The sequence below is a fragment of the Lonepinella sp. BR2357 genome (assembly GCF_051851525.1).
Classification (GTDB): Bacteria; Pseudomonadota; Gammaproteobacteria; order Enterobacterales; family Pasteurellaceae; genus Lonepinella.
The window spans coordinates 40,657-56,678 of the sequence record NZ_JBPDVG010000003.1 but is presented as its reverse complement, the minus strand read 5'-3'; the positions used below and the strand labels follow the sequence as shown (position 1 = coordinate 56,678).

General features: G+C 42.3%; 20 protein-coding genes and 1 pseudogene. 7 read left to right on the top strand and 14 right to left on the bottom strand.

From position 1 onward, the window contains the following. Positions 1–268: 268 nt before the first annotated feature. The 7 genes from rplL to ACTG7L_RS02440 all read right to left on the bottom strand — a co-directional run bounded on the left by rplL (position 269) and on the right by ACTG7L_RS02440 (position 5,382). A complete protein-coding gene (gene rplL / locus ACTG7L_RS02470) occupies positions 269–640 on the bottom strand; it encodes a 50S ribosomal protein L7/L12 (protein ID WP_439240014.1) in 372 nt (123 codons plus the stop codon). Between the two features lie 57 nt (positions 641–697). Then, positions 698–1,189, bottom strand: a complete 492-nt coding sequence (gene rplJ, locus ACTG7L_RS02465) for a 50S ribosomal protein L10 (protein ID WP_386689169.1) — start codon at positions 1,187–1,189, stop codon at positions 698–700. A gap of 323 nt (positions 1,190–1,512) precedes the next feature. Further along, entirely contained in the window at positions 1,513–2,202 is a 690-nt protein-coding gene (rplA, locus tag ACTG7L_RS02460) for a 50S ribosomal protein L1 (RefSeq protein ID WP_439287354.1), read from the bottom strand. 4 nt (positions 2,203–2,206) lie between these two features. After that, on the bottom strand, positions 2,207–2,635 hold the full coding sequence (rplK, locus tag ACTG7L_RS02455) for a 50S ribosomal protein L11 (protein WP_014064251.1): 429 nt from the start codon (positions 2,633–2,635) through the stop codon (positions 2,207–2,209). 191 nt (positions 2,636–2,826) lie between these two features. Then, complete coding sequence (gene nusG, locus ACTG7L_RS02450; RefSeq protein WP_439240018.1) at positions 2,827–3,381, bottom strand: transcription termination/antitermination protein NusG; 555 nt, start codon at positions 3,379–3,381, stop codon at positions 2,827–2,829. 4 nt (positions 3,382–3,385) lie between these two features. Continuing rightward, complete coding sequence (gene secE, locus ACTG7L_RS02445; protein ID WP_439240020.1) at positions 3,386–3,799, bottom strand: preprotein translocase subunit SecE; 414 nt, start codon at positions 3,797–3,799, stop codon at positions 3,386–3,388. Between the two features lie 131 nt (positions 3,800–3,930). Continuing rightward, entirely contained in the window at positions 3,931–5,382 is a 1,452-nt protein-coding gene (locus ACTG7L_RS02440) for an aminoacyl-histidine dipeptidase (protein ID WP_439287353.1), read from the bottom strand. A gap of 189 nt (positions 5,383–5,571) precedes the next feature. Between ACTG7L_RS02440 and gpt the strand changes: the two genes are divergently transcribed. From gpt to modC, 3 genes and pseudogenes are all read left to right on the top strand, one after another. Beyond that, positions 5,572–6,030 (top strand): xanthine phosphoribosyltransferase, encoded by a 459-nt coding sequence (gene gpt, locus ACTG7L_RS02435; protein WP_439256983.1) that lies wholly within the window; start codon positions 5,572–5,574, stop codon positions 6,028–6,030. Positions 6,031–6,092: 62 nt separating this feature from the next. After that, a complete protein-coding gene (gene modB, locus ACTG7L_RS02430; RefSeq protein WP_439256984.1) occupies positions 6,093–6,809 on the top strand; it encodes a molybdate ABC transporter permease subunit in 717 nt (238 codons plus the stop codon). Next, positions 6,796–7,482 (top strand): annotated as a pseudogene (gene modC / locus ACTG7L_RS02425) (molybdenum ABC transporter ATP-binding protein); the annotation flags it as partial. The gene modB and the pseudogene modC, both read left to right, overlap by 14 nt. Positions 7,483–7,577: 95 nt before the next feature. On the opposite strand, the gene murB reads toward modC, so the two are convergent. From murB to ACTG7L_RS02395, 6 genes are read right to left on the bottom strand one after another with little or no spacing between them, the layout of a single operon-like run. After that, positions 7,578–8,603, bottom strand: coding sequence for a UDP-N-acetylmuramate dehydrogenase (gene murB / locus ACTG7L_RS02420; RefSeq protein WP_439287352.1), 1,026 nt, complete (start codon positions 8,601–8,603; stop codon positions 7,578–7,580). Then, positions 8,603–9,220: a glutathione S-transferase family protein gene (locus tag ACTG7L_RS02415; RefSeq protein WP_439287351.1), complete on the bottom strand. Its 618-nt coding sequence runs from the start codon at positions 9,218–9,220 to the stop codon at positions 8,603–8,605. Before ACTG7L_RS02415 ends, murB begins: the two co-directional genes overlap by 1 nt. Positions 9,221–9,245: 25 nt before the next feature. Further along, the gene (lysA, locus tag ACTG7L_RS02410) at positions 9,246–10,493 is read right to left on the bottom strand and encodes a diaminopimelate decarboxylase (RefSeq protein ID WP_439287350.1); all 1,248 of its coding nucleotides are present in this window, start codon (positions 10,491–10,493) and stop codon (positions 9,246–9,248) included. A 9-nt stretch (positions 10,494–10,502) separates the two neighbouring features. Beyond that, entirely contained in the window at positions 10,503–10,622 is a 120-nt protein-coding gene (gene lptM, locus ACTG7L_RS02405; protein ID WP_439240034.1) for an LPS translocon maturation chaperone LptM, read from the bottom strand. 31 nt (positions 10,623–10,653) lie between these two features. Next, on the bottom strand, positions 10,654–11,004 hold the full coding sequence (locus tag ACTG7L_RS02400) for a hypothetical protein (RefSeq protein ID WP_439257022.1): 351 nt from the start codon (positions 11,002–11,004) through the stop codon (positions 10,654–10,656). After that, a complete protein-coding gene (locus ACTG7L_RS02395) occupies positions 10,985–11,167 on the bottom strand; it encodes a hypothetical protein (RefSeq protein WP_439287349.1) in 183 nt (60 codons plus the stop codon). Before ACTG7L_RS02395 ends, ACTG7L_RS02400 begins: the two co-directional genes overlap by 20 nt. A 197-nt stretch (positions 11,168–11,364) precedes the next feature. Between ACTG7L_RS02395 and cyaY the strand changes: the two genes are divergently transcribed. Next, entirely contained in the window at positions 11,365–11,673 is a 309-nt protein-coding gene (cyaY, locus tag ACTG7L_RS02390; protein WP_439287348.1) for an iron donor protein CyaY, read from the top strand. Then, positions 11,673–13,562 (top strand): DNA helicase RecQ, encoded by a 1,890-nt coding sequence (recQ, locus tag ACTG7L_RS02385; protein WP_439287347.1) that lies wholly within the window; start codon positions 11,673–11,675, stop codon positions 13,560–13,562. The genes cyaY and recQ overlap by 1 nt, the downstream gene beginning before the upstream one ends. Positions 13,563–13,620: 58 nt before the next feature. Here recQ and ACTG7L_RS02380 read toward each other — a convergent pair whose 3' ends face one another. After that, positions 13,621–14,346 (bottom strand): glutathione peroxidase, encoded by a 726-nt coding sequence (locus ACTG7L_RS02380; protein ID WP_439240042.1) that lies wholly within the window; start codon positions 14,344–14,346, stop codon positions 13,621–13,623. 122 nt (positions 14,347–14,468) lie between these two features. On the opposite strand from ACTG7L_RS02380, the gene oxyR reads away from it, so the two are divergent. Further along, positions 14,469–15,368, top strand: coding sequence for a DNA-binding transcriptional regulator OxyR (oxyR, locus tag ACTG7L_RS02375; RefSeq protein ID WP_439287346.1), 900 nt, complete (start codon positions 14,469–14,471; stop codon positions 15,366–15,368). A gap of 4 nt (positions 15,369–15,372) precedes the next feature. Further along, positions 15,373–15,993 (top strand): HTH-type transcriptional repressor FabR, encoded by a 621-nt coding sequence (gene fabR, locus ACTG7L_RS02370; RefSeq protein ID WP_439257017.1) that lies wholly within the window; start codon positions 15,373–15,375, stop codon positions 15,991–15,993. Positions 15,994–16,022 lie beyond the last annotated feature (29 nt).

Here is a 16,022-nt window from a genome sequence, read left to right as displayed (position 1 = left end):
TGCAACAGTTTAAAAGTGCGGTGAAAAAATAAAAATTTTTACCGACCTGTTACAATGAGTTGAATCCGTTTGTTAGATACCGCACTCTGAACCTTACTTCTGATGAGCGGATTGTCATTAAGCTAACAGCTTGATTTAACTTAATTTATCGACAATGAAACGGTGGTTTTATTTATGCTATCTTGATAGCACAAAATGGCTGACGGAATACCGTCAGCCACTTTCCCAGAAAATCTGGTTTCCGAAGTGGAAAAAGTGTCAATCAAAATTATTTGATATCGACTTTTGCACCCGCTTCTTCTAATTCTTTTTTCAATGCTTCAGCTTCTGCTTTAGAGATGCCTTCTTTTAAGTTAGCTGGTGCAGATTCAACTAAGTCTTTCGCTTCTTTCAAGCCTAAACCTGTTGCACCACGTACTGCTTTGATCACAGCAACTTTGTTTGCACCCACTTCAGCAAGAACTACGTCGAATTCTGTTTTTTCTTCTGCTGCTGCACCTGCTGCACCTGCGGCTGGAGCGGCTGCAGCTACTGCTGCTGAAACACCGAATTTTTCTTCCATCGCTGCGATTAATTCAACGATTTCTGATACTGATTTTGAAGCAATCGCTTCGATTAGTTGTTCGTTAGTTAATGACATAACAATCAATTCCTAAAGTAAATAAGTTGATAAACGATTTAAGAAGTGCTTTTAAAATTAAGCGGCTTCTTGTAATTTGTCGCGTAATGCTGCAAAAGTGCGAACAAGTTTGCCTGCCGCAGCTTCTTTCATTGTACCCATTAAACGTGCAATCGCTTCTTCGTAAGTTGGTAATGTTGCCAAGAAATTAACATCTTGGATTTTACCTTCAAAGGCGGCACCTTTAACTTCAAACTCTTTGTTTGCTTTCGCAAATTCAGCAAATAAACGTGCTGCTGCACCTGGATGCTCATTTGAAAATGCAATCAGAGTTGGACCAGTAAACGCATCTTTTAAACATTCGAATTCTGTCCCTTCAACGGCACGGCGTAATAAAGTATTACGAACCACACGCATTGAAACGCCAGCTTCACGAGCTGTTTTACGTAACTCAGTCATTTTATCCACAGTCACACCACGGCTGTCCGCGATCACTGCTGATAGGGCACCTTTGGCTGCTTCATTTACTTCAGCAACAATTGCTTGTTTGTCTTGAAGATTTAATGCCATTGGCTTTTAGCTCCTGAATACACTCCGATTTCTCGGAATTAAACTCCCTAATAAACTATTTCAATATAGCCACTAGGACGACTTCGGTGTACAGAAGCAGAAAATTCTTTTTCTGTTCACCATCTACGTTGGATATTAAGGTGACCAATTTTACGCCACCACCGACGGTCTTGGATGGGGCTTGAATAGGCAAGCACCATCAATTATTTTGCTATAAATAGCAAATTAGGTCGGTTATTATAGACGACTTTTTCCTATTGGTAAAGCCATTTCTATAAAAAAGTGCGGTAAAAAAACCGCACTTTTCTAAACCAAATAATCAATTAAAGTGAAGACTGATCAACAGCTACACCTGCACCCATTGTGGTAGACAGGCTGACTTTCTTGATAAAGATACCTTTTGCACTGGTTGGTTTTGCTTTCGTTAAAGCCGCCAACAAGGCTTGTAGATTTTCTTTTAATTGTTCTGGCGCAAAGTCTGCTTTACCGATAGTAGAATGGATAATACCATTTTTATCATTACGGTAACGAACCTGACCAGATTTTGCGTTTTTAACCGCTTCAGCAACGTTTGGTGTCACAGTACCGACTTTCGGGTTTGGCATTAAGCCACGTGGACCTAATACTTGACCTAATTGACCCACAATACGCATTGCATCTGGCGATGCGATAACCACGTCGAAGTTCATTTCGCCTTTTTTCACTTGCTCAGCAAGATCTTCCATGCCGACTAAGTCTGCACCTGCCGCTTTCGCTGCGTCTGCATTAGCACCTTGGGTAAATACAGCAACACGTACTTCACGACCTGTACCATGTGGTAACACAGTGGCACCACGTACGTTTTGATCTGATTTACGTGGATCAATACCTAAGTTTACTGCCACATCAACGCTTTCTTTGAATTTAGCGGTTGCAAATTGTTTTAACACTGCAATGGCTTCGTTGATTTCATACGCTTTAGTAGAATCTACGCCAGCTTTGATTGCTTTCATTTTTTTAGTCAATTTAGCCATCGTATTATTCCTCCACCACTAAGCCCATTGAACGAGCAGTACCAGCGATTGATTTCATTTTCGTTTCAATAGTCGCACCCGTCATATCTGCTGCTTTGGTTTCAGCGATTTGACGCACTTGATCTAAAGTGACTTTACCCACTTTATCTTTGTTCGGTTTACCTGAACCAGATTTGATACCCGCTGCTTTTTTCAATAAAACGGCTGCTGGTGGGGTTTTAGTAATGAACGTGAATGAACGGTCTGCATATACCGTGATAACCACTGGAATTGGTAAGCCTTTTTCTAAGCTCTCAGTACGAGCGTTGAATGCTTTACAGAATTCCATGATGTTCACACCTTGTTGACCTAATGCAGGACCAACTGGTGGTGATGGGTTAGCCATACCCGCTGCAACTTGCAACTTAACGTATGCTTGGACTTTTTTTGCCATTTTTAAGTTTCCTTATATTTGGGTGATAACGCCGCCAGACTTTACTTAAGCAGCTCCCCTGTTTATTTCCTTGCGAATGCAAGATTTCTATTTACCCCCACACAAGGCGAGGACGTTAAAAGGGCTGCATTTTAATCAAATTTTAGAGCGTATGCAATACGCCCCGACTATTTTTTATCAAATACAATCCATTAATGGGCTTTTTCTACTTGGCCAAATTCCAACTCAACTGGTGTTGCACGACCAAAGATAGAAACAGAGACTTTTACCCGACCTTTTTCGTAATCCACTTCTTCCACGGTACCATTAAAATCAGCAAAAGGTCCTTCGGTAACACGGACTTCTTCGCCTGGCATAAAGGTATTTTTCGGACGTGGTTTATCGGCATTTTGTTCCACACGATTTAAAATTAAATCCGCTTCACGTTGACTAATTGGTAACGGTTTATCGGCAGTTCCACCAATAAAGCCTAATACTCTCGGCACGCTACGTACCAACTGCCAAGTATAATCATTCATTTCCATTTGGACGAGCACGTAGCCTGGGAAAAATTTACGTTCGCTTTTACGGCGTTTACCTGCGACATTTTCGATCACTTCTTCGGTCGGCACCAGCACTTCACCAAACTGATCTTCCATGTGGTTTAATTTAATATATTCACGTAATGTTGTCGCTACTCGCCCCTCAAAACCAGAGAAAGCCTGTAATACATACCAACGTTTTTTTGCTGTTGTTGTTTCTGTCATAGGATTAGAATCTCAAATTGGTTAAGAAATCAAGGACGCTAATAATAATGCTGTCAAACGCCCATAAAATTAAGGAAACCGCCACGGTTACACCGGCCACAATCAATGTAGTTTGTGTGGCTTCTGAACGAGTTGGCCACACCACTCGACGCATTTCAACACGAGCGTCACTAAAGAAAGAAAGTGCTTTCGCCCCTTGATTCGTGATCGCTGCCAAGCCTAAAGCAATGGCAATTAACACCACAATACCCACTACTCGAACAGCCGTTGAATATTGATCGACAAAATAAACATTCCCCACCGCTGCAACAATAATCACAACGATAGCTAATAACCACAATAAACGGTTTAAACCAACGGATTTTTGCCCTGCTGTTTGCTCAGGTGCATTTTTCTTTTTCTCAGTGACAAGAGCCATAAATTAACCTATCAATAAAATATAAAATTCGGGACATTTTTAAGAACGTGGGATTGTAGCACTTTCTTTGACATTTTCATATCAAATTTTTAATTGTCCCGGATTTTTCTGTATTTTGCACCGCAGTTGTGTTAAGCCGGAATGTTCGCTAACACCGCTGTTAACACTTTCCAATAAGTTTGCACTGCTGGAATATGCACTTTCTCATCTGGCGAGTGAGCATTACGAATCGTCGGTCCAAAAGATACAATTTCCATATGCGGATACACTTGTTTAATCAAACCACATTCTAATCCGGCATGGATCACTTTGATTTCCGCAGGATGTCCTAGCACGTCGGCATAATGTTTTTCGGTTAAACGCAAAATATCGGTATCAGGGTGCGGTTGCCAACCGGGATAATTGCCTGAGAATTTCACGCTCGCACCACATAATGCGGTGATCGAATGCAATAAATTTTCACTGTATTGTTTACCACTTTCTACCAAAGAACGCATTAATACCAAACCAGTGACCGCTTGTTCTTCGGTGGTTAACACGCCAATACTGCTTGAGGTTTCCACCACGCCAGCCACCACATCACTGTGACGAATCACACCATTAGGCAACGCATTTAATAAGTGCACAGCGTTATGAGTGGATAGCTGATTAAAGGCTGTTTTTTCGTTCTCCACCGCTTGTAAACTGATGACTGCATTCGGTTCCGCCATCGCCAATTCCTGTTGTAAAAAATCTTGGAAATTTTGCACCGCAGTTTGTAGTGCCGTTTCATCATTCAGACACAAGGTCGCACTGGCCTCACGTGGAATTGCATTACGCACCGAACCACCACGGATTTCCGCTAAAGCAAAGGAAAAGGCTTGTGTTTGTTGTACATTGGCTAAAAAACGAGCCAATAATTTAATCGCATTAACACGGTTGGTATGAATATCACAACCTGAATGGCCACCACGTAACCCTTTTAATAACACTCGATAGGTTTTAGTAAACGGATTTTGCTCACGTTCAACAGGTAAGGTGATTTTGGCATCTTCACCACCAGCACAACCGATATAAATCTCGCCCACTTCTTCCGTGTCGGTATTAATCATCAAACTGGATTGCAACCAGTTGGCTTTTAAATGATGTGCCCCATCCATACCGGCCTCTTCGGTCATGGTGCATAATACTTCTAATTCAGGGTGAGCCACATCTCCACTGTCTAACACCGCCAACGCAGAGGCTAAGCCAATACCATTATCTGCCCCCAAGGTTGTCCCTGTGGCCGTCACCCATTCGCCATCAATATAAGGTAAAATTGGATCGGTTAAGAAATCATGAGTCGTCCCCTCATTGGCTTGTGGCACCATATCTAAGTGTGCTTGCAACGCCACTTTTTGACGATTTTCCATGCTTTTGCTAGCCGGTTTACGAATTAAAATATTGCCAATCTGATCACGCTCAACAAATAACCCTTTTTCTTTCGCCCAATTTACAATAAATTCTGCCACTTTTTCTTCATGATGTGACGGACGTGGGATCGCACACAAGCGATCAAACCATTGCCATAATAACGTTGGTTGTAATGTTTGAATCTCTGACATAATAAATTCTCCTTAAAAAACCTGTTAATTATGGATCAATTTCCGATTTAGTACAAATATTCCTGATATTTCTATTGTTTTTCGTAAAAAGTGTGGTGCAAAAAACAAAATTTCTGGCATTCACCTTATGGAAAATGGTATCCTTACGCAATTTTTAAATTTCTCTCAAATCAAGTTAAGGGTAAAATTATGAGTGAAAAGTATATTGTCACTTGGGATATGTTCCAAATGCACGCACGCAAACTAGCCGAGCGTTTATTACCAGCCACACAATGGAAAGGCATTATTGCTGTCAGTCGTGGCGGTTTGTTTCCTGCTGCTGTATTAGCACGTGAATTGGGACTACGTCACGTTGAAACCGTGTGTATTTCAAGCTACGATCATGATCAACAAGGTGAATTAAAAGTCTTACATGCCGCTCAAACCGACGGCGAAGGCTTTATCGTGGTGGACGATTTAGTGGATACCGGCAACACCGCACGTGAAATTCGCAAAATGTATCCAAAAGCCAAATTTGTGACCGTTTTTGCTAAACCTGCTGGTGCCCCATTAGTTGATGATTACGTGGTCGATATTCCACAAAATACGTGGATTGAACAGCCATGGGATTTAGGTTTAGGCTTTGTGCCACCGATTGTGCGTAAATAATGACATAAAATACTGCGAGGGCGGATCGGTGTATCCGCCCTTGTAACAAGCAAACTCGCTATATGATTGACTATATAAAACTCTCACCATCTGAAATTAACGCCATTATTTTAAGCCTAAAAGTCGCCTTTTGGGCGAATATTTGGGCCTTGCCATTCGCTATCGCTATTGCATGGTTACTGGCTCGCAAACAATTCTGGGGCAAATCCTTACTGAACGGCATTGTGCATTTACCGCTTGTGTTACCACCTGTGGTTATCGGTTACTTACTGCTGATTTCCATGGGACGCAATGGCTTTATTGGTAAATATATTTCGCAATGGTTTGGTTTTACCTTTGGCTTTAGCCTTAACGGTGCGATTTTAGCTTCCGCCGTGGTTGCATTTCCCTTAGTGGTACGTTCTATCCGTTTAGCCATTGAAAGCATTGATATGCGTCTTGAACAAGCCGCCCTGACACTAGGATCTTCCCCATGGCGAACCTTTTACACCATCACTTTACCTTTAGCTTTCCCCGGTATTTTGGCCGGTATGATTTTAGGCTTTGCACGTTCTCTTGGTGAATTTGGGGCAACCATTACCTTTGTGTCGAACATTCCCAATGTTACGCAAACCATACCGCTCGCCATGTATTCCTTTATCGAAACCCCGAACGCCGAGGGGGCAGCAGCTCGCCTTTGTTTAATTTCCATTATTATTGCGTTACTCTCGCTGATTATTTCCGAATGGCTCGCCAAACGGACACAACAAAAATTGGGGCAATCTGATGCTAGACATTAATGTAAGTAAACGTTTAGGGAATTTTGAATTACAACTTAACGCCCAAATTCCAAGCCAAAATGTCACCGCACTTTTTGGCTTGTCAGGTTCAGGCAAATCCAGCGTAATTAATTTAATCAGTGGCTTAATTCACCCCGATCAAGGCTACATCAAGTTAGACGATAAAATATTAGTCGATACCGCAAAAGGGATTTGTCTGCCCCCGAATAAACGCCACATGGGCTATGTCTTCCAAGACGGACGTTTATTTCCGCATTATTCCGTCAAAGGCAATTTACGCTATGCCATGCAAGCCAAAAACGGAAAAAGTGCGGTGGAATTTGACCGAATTGTGCAACTCCTCGGCATTGAACATTTACTCAATCGTTACCCCATCAGCCTGTCTGGTGGAGAAAAACAACGAGTCGCTATTGGGCGAGCCTTATTAAGTCAACCTGAAATGTTGCTGATGGACGAACCCTTATCTGCCCTAGATTTACCGCGTAAACAAGAGCTATTAAGCTATTTAGAAAATCTCGCTCAACAAATTGCAATTCCAATTTTGTATGTCACGCATAGCGTTGATGAACTCACGACGTTGGCAGAGCAAGTGATTTTGATGGAAAATGGTAAAATGATTGCCTTTGATTATGTGGGGAATGTGGTCAATTCACCCTTATTTGCGAAATGGAAAGGGTAAAAAACACCGCACTTTTACCTCATTTGACCTTAGTGAGAAATCAATATCAAGGACTGACAACGATAACATCGGCCTCAGTCCTTTTTATGTTAGCTAATCACATTATCCGCATTGACTTCGCCATTTTCGCCGATAAAACGCACTTCTGGCGAAAGATACACATCAAATTTAGCTGCTACGGCTTGTCGAATATGATGGGCTAATTCCACCACATCCGAACTGGTTGCGTTACCCGTATTCACTAACACCAAGGCTTGTTGTTGATGTACCATGGCGCCGCCGATTTGATAACCTTTTAACCCCGCTTGATCGATCAACCAACCCGCCGCTAATTTCACAAAACCATCGGCTTGTGGGTAATGAGGAATGGTAGGGTATTCTGCTTGTAAATCTTGGAACTGACGTGCGGTGACCACAGGGTTTTTAAAGAAACTGCCTGCGTTGCCCGTTTGTTTGGGATCGGGTAACTTGGCTTGACGCACCGCACACACTTCTTCAAAAATCTGTTGTGCCGTTACCGTTTTCACATCAAGATTGGCTAAAGAACCATATTTCAAGACAGGTTGCCAGTTTTTCGCCAACTTTAATCCCACAGCCACCACCACAAAACCCTTGGCATATTGTTGTTTAAAGACGGAATGACGATAGCCAAAGCCACAGTCTGCGACGCTTAAACGAAATACGTGATTTTGCGCCAAGTCCAACACGTCGACATAATCGCACACATCTTTAAATTCTACACCATAGGCGCCGATATTCTGTACCGGTGCCGAACCCGCACAGCCAGGAATTAAGGCTAAATTTTCTAGCCCTTGAATCCCTTGTTGTAACGACCAATGCACCAATTTGTGCCAATTTTCCCCACCCGCAACGTGTAAATAATGAAAGTCATTATCCTGTTTATGTTCAATGCCTGTTAACCGATTGACTAACAGGGTGCCGTTAAAATCTTGCACAAACAGCACATTGCTGCCTTCACCTAATAACAAGACGGGCTGATTTTCTGCTTTTGCTGCTGCCCAAGCGGGTGAAAATTGCTCAAGTGCGGTGATTTCTACAATACTTTTTGCCTGAGCGTCAATAGCAAAGGTATGATAATGACGTAAACTTGGCATTAGGCAGGTAATCCTTGTTGTTTAAGTACCGATTGCACGCCCGCATTTTGCCCAACACGTTGATAATGTGCGGTCACATGGCGTAAATGGCTGTAATCGAAACCAATGACTTGGCACCAGCGTAACGTAATATAAAAATACACATCCGCCACGGAAATCTGTTCGCCAAAATACTGGTGTTGGCTCAAATAATCGTCCGCAATGGCATATAAACGCAATAATCTTTCCGCCAATTCTTGACGATATTGTTTCACTAAGTCCTCATTCTCTTTCAAGTAGACTGGCACATTAAAAATGCGACTAAAGAGAGGGTGAATATCTGCATTACAAAAGGCTAACCATTTGGTGGCTTTGGCTTTATCTTGCACCGTTTTACTGCCGAAAATTTTGGCCTCGGGATGTAAATTATCCAAGTAGGTTAAAATAGCCACATTTTGTGACAAGGCAAAATCGCCGTCCACCAATAACGGCACTGAACCCTGTGGATTTAAGGCTAAATAATCCGCTTGTTTAATGGCCTCTCGGCTGACTTCAACGACTTGATAAGGTTGACCAATCCATTCCAATGCAATATGTGGCACCGTAGAACAAGATCCTTTTAAATAATATAATTTCATCTTCATACTCCTTTTTATCTTTCTGTTAAGGCAATAAGGTTTCCAACTGCCATAAATTTTCATAGCTTTCACGCTGACGAATGACATGCACTTGCGAACCGTCTACTAACACTTCCGCCGTGCGTGGGCGAGAATTATAGTTAGAACTCATGGTCGCCCCATAGGCGCCAGCGGAACGTTGTACCAAATAATCGCCCTCAGTTACCGCCAATTCACGTTGTTTACCCAAGAAATCCGAGGTTTCACATACCGGCCCCACCACATCATACAGGGCTTTTTCACGTCCTAAGGTCCGATCCGCCTCAATAATCGCCATATAGGCTTGATACAAGGCGGGACGAATCATATCGTTCATGCCGGCGTCTACAATGGCAAAGTTTCGGCTTTCATTGGTTTTAATATATTCCACCTTGGTCACCAAAATTCCCGCATTGGCCGTAATCGCACGCCCCGGTTCTAACACAATCTCTAAATTCAGCCCTTGCAATTTTTCTAACAATGCCTTGGCATATTCGCTTGGATGGGGTGGGATTTCGTCTGTGTAAGGCACACCTAAACCGCCGCCTAAATCCAAATGTTTCAACTGAATACCGTCTTGTTTTAACTGTTCAATTAACACAATCAACCGATCTGCTGCATCTAAAAAAGGTTGTAATTCAGTGAGCTGTGACCCAATATGGCAATCCATGCCGACAATTTCAATATGATCTAATTGATGGGCTTGACGATACACATCACGAGCCTGTTCCACACTCACGCCAAATTTATTTTCTTTTAATCCCGTGGAAATATAAGGGTGCGTATGGGCATCTACGTCGGGATTGACCCGCAAGGAAATGGGGGCAATTTTGCCTAATTTTTCCGCTATCTCATTAATGCGATACAATTCTGGTACACTTTCCACATTAAAACAACGAATCCCCACTTGCAACGCTCGCTCAATTTCCACCGCCGTTTTTGCCACACCCGAAAACACCACTTTAGACGGCTCACCGCCTGCTTTTAACACCCGTTCCAGTTCCCCTTGCGACACAATATCAAAACCTGAACCCAGTCTTGCCATGGTTTGCAACACTGCAATATTGGAATTGGCTTTCACCGCAAAACAAATTAAATGGGGATGCTCACCAAACGCCTTATCAAAAGCATGCCAATGACGTTCCAACGTCGCTTTAGAATACACATAAAGCGGCGTACCAAACTGCTCAGCCAAAGCGGTCACAGCAAGATCTTCCACAAAAAGGAGATCGTTTTTATATTGGAAATGATCCATCTCAGTATCCTATTTTTGTTGAGCTTGTTGGGTATTGTCTTGTGGATAATATAACGGCCCTTTTACGCCACAGCCGACAAGACTGGCACAAAGTGCGGTGAAAATAATAAGAGAAATGTGTTTTTTCATGATGATTATCCGTCCGTATATAAGAAATTGATTAATAATTATTTTTTATCAGACGAGTTAAACGTCTTTGTTGTTTTGGAGAAAGATGAATGAACTGATTGCAAGAAAAATATTTTTCTTTCAATAGTTGAATAAAATTGACTTCCCGAGAGGTTCTCCCTGTATTAATATTGGAAAAACGCCCATAATTGAAAGAAAGAATATAAGCGATATTATTATTTACAATACACTGCAAAGAAGTAAAGCTATTGATTTCAATAGAAAAAGGCGACTTTACCGGTTCAAAATTGTCTAGCACAGTTTCCACATAGAATAAAGCCTCATCGGAAAGCAACGCCATAAATTCATTGATTTTTGAACCTTTAAGCGTACGCCACTTCACTATAAAATACCTCATCAATGGCTTTTTTATTTTCTAAATATTCTGCTCGTTCAACCCGTTTTGCCTTAATTTGTGCGAGCGTTATCTCTTCAAAGTCATCATTATCTAGACCCTCTTGCCACAATTCGGTGAGATAGCGTTCTTGTTCTTTGTTCAATTCCATACAGCCTCCCGTCAATTTCTGAAAAGTGTATCATAATTCCGATGATTTGAAAGTGAAATTGATCGACAATTTTGTGATCTCCATTCCAATTTTCACACATTCCTGATGACTCACGCCAACTAAATCAATATTCCCTCTATCCTTACTCGCTGAAACTCTCTATAATTTACCCTAACGATTTTACTGAGAGAACAAAAATGAACCTAGTTGAATTTCATCAAAATATTGAACAAGTGTGGGATCACATTGAGGAACAATGTGATGAGCAAGATGTAGACGTGGATTTTGAGCGCCAAGGATCGGTGTTTACCATGACCTTTGGCAATCGCACACAAATTGTGATTAATAAACAAGAATCCATGTCGGAACTTTGGTTAGCCAGCCGTTTGGGCGGGTTGCATTTTGCATGGAAAGATAGCGATTGGATTAACCATGACGGCAAACGTTTTTACGACTGTTTAAGTGAGGCCTGTGCGGCGCATGGTGAAGAAGTGAGCTTTGCTTAATGACCTTGTCTGGCGAAATTAAACAAAAAAGTGCGGTGCAAAAAATGCAAGATTTTTCCACCGCACTTTCTGAGCCATTGCAAGCCGATCCTTTACAAATGTTAAAGGACGTGTTCGGCTATCAATCTTTCCGCACGGGGCAAGAAGAAGTTATTCAATCTGCCTTGCGTGGGCAAGACAGCCTTGTGGTGATGGCAACGGGTAACGGAAAATCCCTGTGTTATCAAATCCCTGCCTTGTGTTTTTCGGGATTGACCTTGGTCATTTCGCCGTTAATTTCGTTGATGAAAGATCAAGTGGATCAACTGTTAGCCAACGGTATTTCTGCAGATTATCTCAATTCCACACAAACTTACGAGCAACAGCAACAGGTGCAAAATAAAGCCATTTCGGGTGAACTGAAATTGCTTTATCTTTCCCCTGAAAAGGTGATGACCAACAGCTTTTTTGCCTTTATTTCTCATTGTAAAGTGAGCTTTATTGCCATTGATGAGGCGCATTGTATTTCCCAATGGGGACATGATTTTCGCCCTGAATATCAACAGCTTGGCGGTTTGAAAGGCACCTTTCCTGATGTGCCAGTGATGGCGTTGACCGCCACTGCCGACAGTACCACAAGACAAGATATTTGGCAAAATCTCCGCTTAAATTCACCGCACTTATATATCGGCAGTTTTGACCGCCCAAATATTCGTTATACCTTGGTAGAAAAATTTAAGCCCATGGAACAACTTTGTCAGTTTGTGGTGGCACAAAAAGGCAAAAGTGGCATTGTGTATTGCAACAGCCGCAATAAATCGGAAAAAGTCGCCGAGGCGTTGCAAAAACGGGGCGTGTCGGCGGCGTTTTATCATGCAGGCATGGAATTTGCTGAACGGGAACGGGTGCAACGGGCATTTCAACGGGATAATATTCAAGTGGTGGTGGCGACCATTGCCTTTGGCATGGGGATCAACAAATCCAACGTGCGATTTGTGGCACATTTTGATCTTTCTCGCAGCATTGAGGCCTATTATCAAGAAACTGGGCGAGCAGGACGAGATGATTTGCCTGCGGAGGCCGTGCTGTTTTATGAGCCTGCGGATTACGGTTGGTTGCATAAAATGCTTATGGAAGAACCCGAAACGCCACAGCGAGAGATCAAACAACATAAGCTAGAGGCCATTGGTGAATTTGCCGAAAGTCAAACTTGTCGCCGTTTGGTGTTGTTGAATTATTTCGGCGAAAATCGCCAAACGCCATGTAAAAACTGCGATATTTGCCTCGATCCGCCGAAAAAATACGATGGCTTAATTGATGCACAAAAAATTCTCTCCACCATTTACCGCACGGGGCAACGTTTCGGTATGCAATATGTGATTGGCGTGATGCGTGGCATGAACAACCAAAAAATCCGTGATCACCGACATGAACAATTAAGTGTATACGGTATCGGTAAGGACAAAAGCAAGGAATATTGGCAATCGGTGATCCGCCAATTAATTCATCTCGGCTTTATTCACCAAGTCATGAACGACGTGGGTGTGCAACTGCAGCTTACCGAAAGTGCTAGACCGATTTTGCGTGGCGACGTGCCATTAGCATTGGCGACCCCAAGACTATCCGCTATTGCCACGGTGGCAGCACCACAACGCCACGCCGTGAGCCATTACGACAAAGATCTCTTCGCACGATTACGTTTCTTACGTAAACAAATTGCCGACCGAGAAAATATTCCGCCTTATATTGTGTTTAGTGATGCTACCTTACAAGAAATGTCGCTGTATTTGCCCACCAGTAAAGTAGAAATGTTGCAAATTAATGGCGTAGGGGCGATTAAATGGGAACGATTTGCCCAGCCGTTTATGGCGATTATTCAAGAACATAAAACCTTATTAGAGAAAAATTAGCGTAAAAAAACCGCACTTTCAAAGTGCGGTTCATTTTTTCTAAATTTTTCAGCTTAAATTAAGCAAAATATTTCTCTAAATCGTCGCTGCCACCGATATATTCACCACCGATGAAGACTTGTGGAACAGAAGTTTTGCCAGTGATTGCACGAACAGAAATAGTTGAAGCATCACGACCTAATACGATTTCTTCAAATGTGTAACCTTTCACTTTTAATAAACCTTTGGCTTTTGCACAGAATGGGCAACCTGGTTTAGTGAATACAGTGACGGATGGTTTGGCTTCCCATTTTGGATTTAAGTATTTGATCATAGTGTCTGCATCAGATACTTTGAACGGGTCGCCTGGTTCGTTTGGTTCAGAGAAGATTTTCTCTACTACGCCGTTGCGGATTAACGCAGAATAACGCCATGAACGTTTGCCGAAACCTAAGTCATCTTTGTCAACAAGCATACCCATGCCCGCTGCAAATTCACCGTTACCATCTGGAATGACAGTCACGTTTTCAGATTCTTGGTCTGCTTTCCATGCGTTCATCACGAAAGTGTCGTTAACTGACATACAGATGATGTCGTCTACGCCTAATGCTTTGAATTCGCAAGCTAATTCGTTATAACGTGGTAAGTGAGTAGATGAACAAGTTGGCGTGAATGCACCTGGTAAAGCGAACATCACGACAGTTTTGTTGTCGAATAATTCTGCTGAAGTTACATCAACCCATGCGTCGCCTTGGCGAGTATGGAATGTAACTTGAGGAACTTTTTTTCCTTCCATATTTGACATAATTTTTTCTCCGATTTGAGTGATTGTTTATTTAACGGGGTGGATTATAGGCAATTTTATGGTATAGTTACAATCAATTAATTCTATCCTTTTAATTGTTCATACCTATAAGGAATTTTTTTATGAATATCCGTGATTTGGAATATCTTGTTGCTTTGGCTGAATATAAACATTTTCGGCGTGCAGCGGATGCTTGCCATGTGAGTCAGCCAACGTTGAGCGGACAAATCCGTAAGTTGGAAGATGAATTAGGGATTGTGTTATTGGAACGTACCAGTCGCAAAGTCCTGTTTACCCAGTCGGGGTTATTGTTAGTCGATCAAGCTAAAACCGTGTTGCGTGAAGTGAAATTACTGAAAGAAATGGCGAGTAATCAGGGAAAAGATATGACGGGCCCATTACATATTGGTGTGATCCCCACCGTGGGGCCTTACTTATTACCGCATATTATGCCCGTTTTAACCCATGAATTTCCTGAATTGGAATTATTTTTGTATGAGCAACAAACGGCGCATTTAATTGACCAACTCGAAACGGGGCATTTAGATTGTGCTATCGTGGCCTCTGTGGAAGAAACCCAACCTTTTATTGAGGTGCCGATTTTCCAAGAAAAAATGTTGGTGGCGGTGTCGGATAAACATCCTTGGTCAACGGAAAAACAGCTTTCCCTGTCCTCATTAAATAATAAAGAAATCTTAATGTTAGATGACGGGCATTGTTTAAGAGAGCAAGCTCTTGGCTATTGTTTTGCCGCCGGCGCCAGAGAAAATGCGCATTTTCAAGCCACCAGTTTAGAAACCTTGCGTAATATGGTGGCCGCCAATGCGGGGATTACCTTGATGCCAGAATTGGCCGTACATAATGAGGGCGAGCGTCAAGGGGTCAAATATATTCCTTGTGTGAATCCCGAACCCACCCGTGCGATTACCTTAATTTATCGCCCAGGTTCGCCGTTGCGTCAACGTTATGAACGCATTGCAAAAGTGATTGTCAATGCCATTAAACCGATTTTAGTTGAGTAATTCTATGGCCGGCATTCGAGCATTACAAAAGGAAAAAACACGTCAGGCACTCATTAATGCGGCGTTTAATCAGCTTACCGCTGAAAAAAGTTTTGCCAATTTGAGCTTGCGTGAGGTTTCCCGAGAGGCCGGTATTGCCCCGACCTCTTTTTATCGCCATTTTAAAGATATGGAAGAATTGGGGTTGACCATGGTTGATGAGGCGGGTTTAACCTTACGTCAACTGATGCGACAGGCCCAGAAACGCTTGCGGAATGGTGGCAGTGTGATCGAAGTTTCCATTGCAACCTTTTTTGAATTTATTGAAAACGATCCAAACGTTTTTCGCTTATTATTACGAGAAAGTGCGGGCACATCTTTGCTTTTTCGCACCGCAGTTTCCCGTGAAATTAAACACTTTATCGAAGAATTGGGCGAGTTTATTACTTATCGCTTTCATTATTCAAGATATATTGGTTATATGCAAGCCGACGCCAGTGTGACGCTCACCTTTAGTGCCATGTCCAAGGCCTTGGATATGGATGAAAAAGATCGGGCGGAATTAAAAGAACGAGTCATTTTACAACTTCGTATGATCGCCAAAGGGGCGCATTTTGCGGCGTTGAAAGAAAATAAGAAAGGGTAAAGCAAAATCCAGTTGCCAAATTAGGTAAG

Bases quoted from the DNA above. Each gene is read 5' to 3' on its own strand.
- nusG (WP_439240018.1), bottom strand. From the start codon at position 3,381: ATGACAGAAACAACAACAGCAAAAAAACGTTGGTATGTATTACAGGCT.
- gpt (WP_439256983.1), top strand. From the start codon at position 5,572: ATGAGTGAAAAGTATATTGTCACTTGGGATATGTTCCAAATGCACGCA.
- recQ (WP_439287347.1), top strand. From the start codon at position 11,673: ATGACCTTGTCTGGCGAAATTAAACAAAAAAGTGCGGTGCAAAAAATG.
- lysA (WP_439287350.1), bottom strand. From the start codon at position 10,493: ATGGATCATTTCCAATATAAAAACGATCTCCTTTTTGTGGAAGATCTT.
- oxyR (WP_439287346.1), top strand. From the start codon at position 14,469: ATGAATATCCGTGATTTGGAATATCTTGTTGCTTTGGCTGAATATAAA.
- modB (WP_439256984.1), top strand. From the start codon at position 6,093: ATGATTGACTATATAAAACTCTCACCATCTGAAATTAACGCCATTATT.
- secE (WP_439240020.1), bottom strand. From the start codon at position 3,799: ATGGCTCTTGTCACTGAGAAAAAGAAAAATGCACCTGAGCAAACAGCA.
- rplK (WP_014064251.1), bottom strand. From the start codon at position 2,635: ATGGCAAAAAAAGTCCAAGCATACGTTAAGTTGCAAGTTGCAGCGGGT.
- lptM (WP_439240034.1), bottom strand. From the start codon at position 10,622: ATGAAAAAACACATTTCTCTTATTATTTTCACCGCACTTTGTGCCAGT.
- ACTG7L_RS02415 (WP_439287351.1), bottom strand. From the start codon at position 9,220: ATGAAATTATATTATTTAAAAGGATCTTGTTCTACGGTGCCACATATT.
- rplL (WP_439240014.1), bottom strand. From the start codon at position 640: ATGTCATTAACTAACGAACAACTAATCGAAGCGATTGCTTCAAAATCA.
- ACTG7L_RS02380 (WP_439240042.1), bottom strand. From the start codon at position 14,346: ATGTCAAATATGGAAGGAAAAAAAGTTCCTCAAGTTACATTCCATACT.
- rplA (WP_439287354.1), bottom strand. From the start codon at position 2,202: ATGGCTAAATTGACTAAAAAAATGAAAGCAATCAAAGCTGGCGTAGAT.
- cyaY (WP_439287348.1), top strand. From the start codon at position 11,365: ATGAACCTAGTTGAATTTCATCAAAATATTGAACAAGTGTGGGATCAC.
- ACTG7L_RS02395 (WP_439287349.1), bottom strand. From the start codon at position 11,167: ATGGAATTGAACAAAGAACAAGAACGCTATCTCACCGAATTGTGGCAA.
- fabR (WP_439257017.1), top strand. From the start codon at position 15,373: ATGGCCGGCATTCGAGCATTACAAAAGGAAAAAACACGTCAGGCACTC.
- ACTG7L_RS02440 (WP_439287353.1), bottom strand. From the start codon at position 5,382: ATGTCAGAGATTCAAACATTACAACCAACGTTATTATGGCAATGGTTT.
- rplJ (WP_386689169.1), bottom strand. From the start codon at position 1,189: ATGGCATTAAATCTTCAAGACAAACAAGCAATTGTTGCTGAAGTAAAT.
- murB (WP_439287352.1), bottom strand. From the start codon at position 8,603: ATGCCAAGTTTACGTCATTATCATACCTTTGCTATTGACGCTCAGGCA.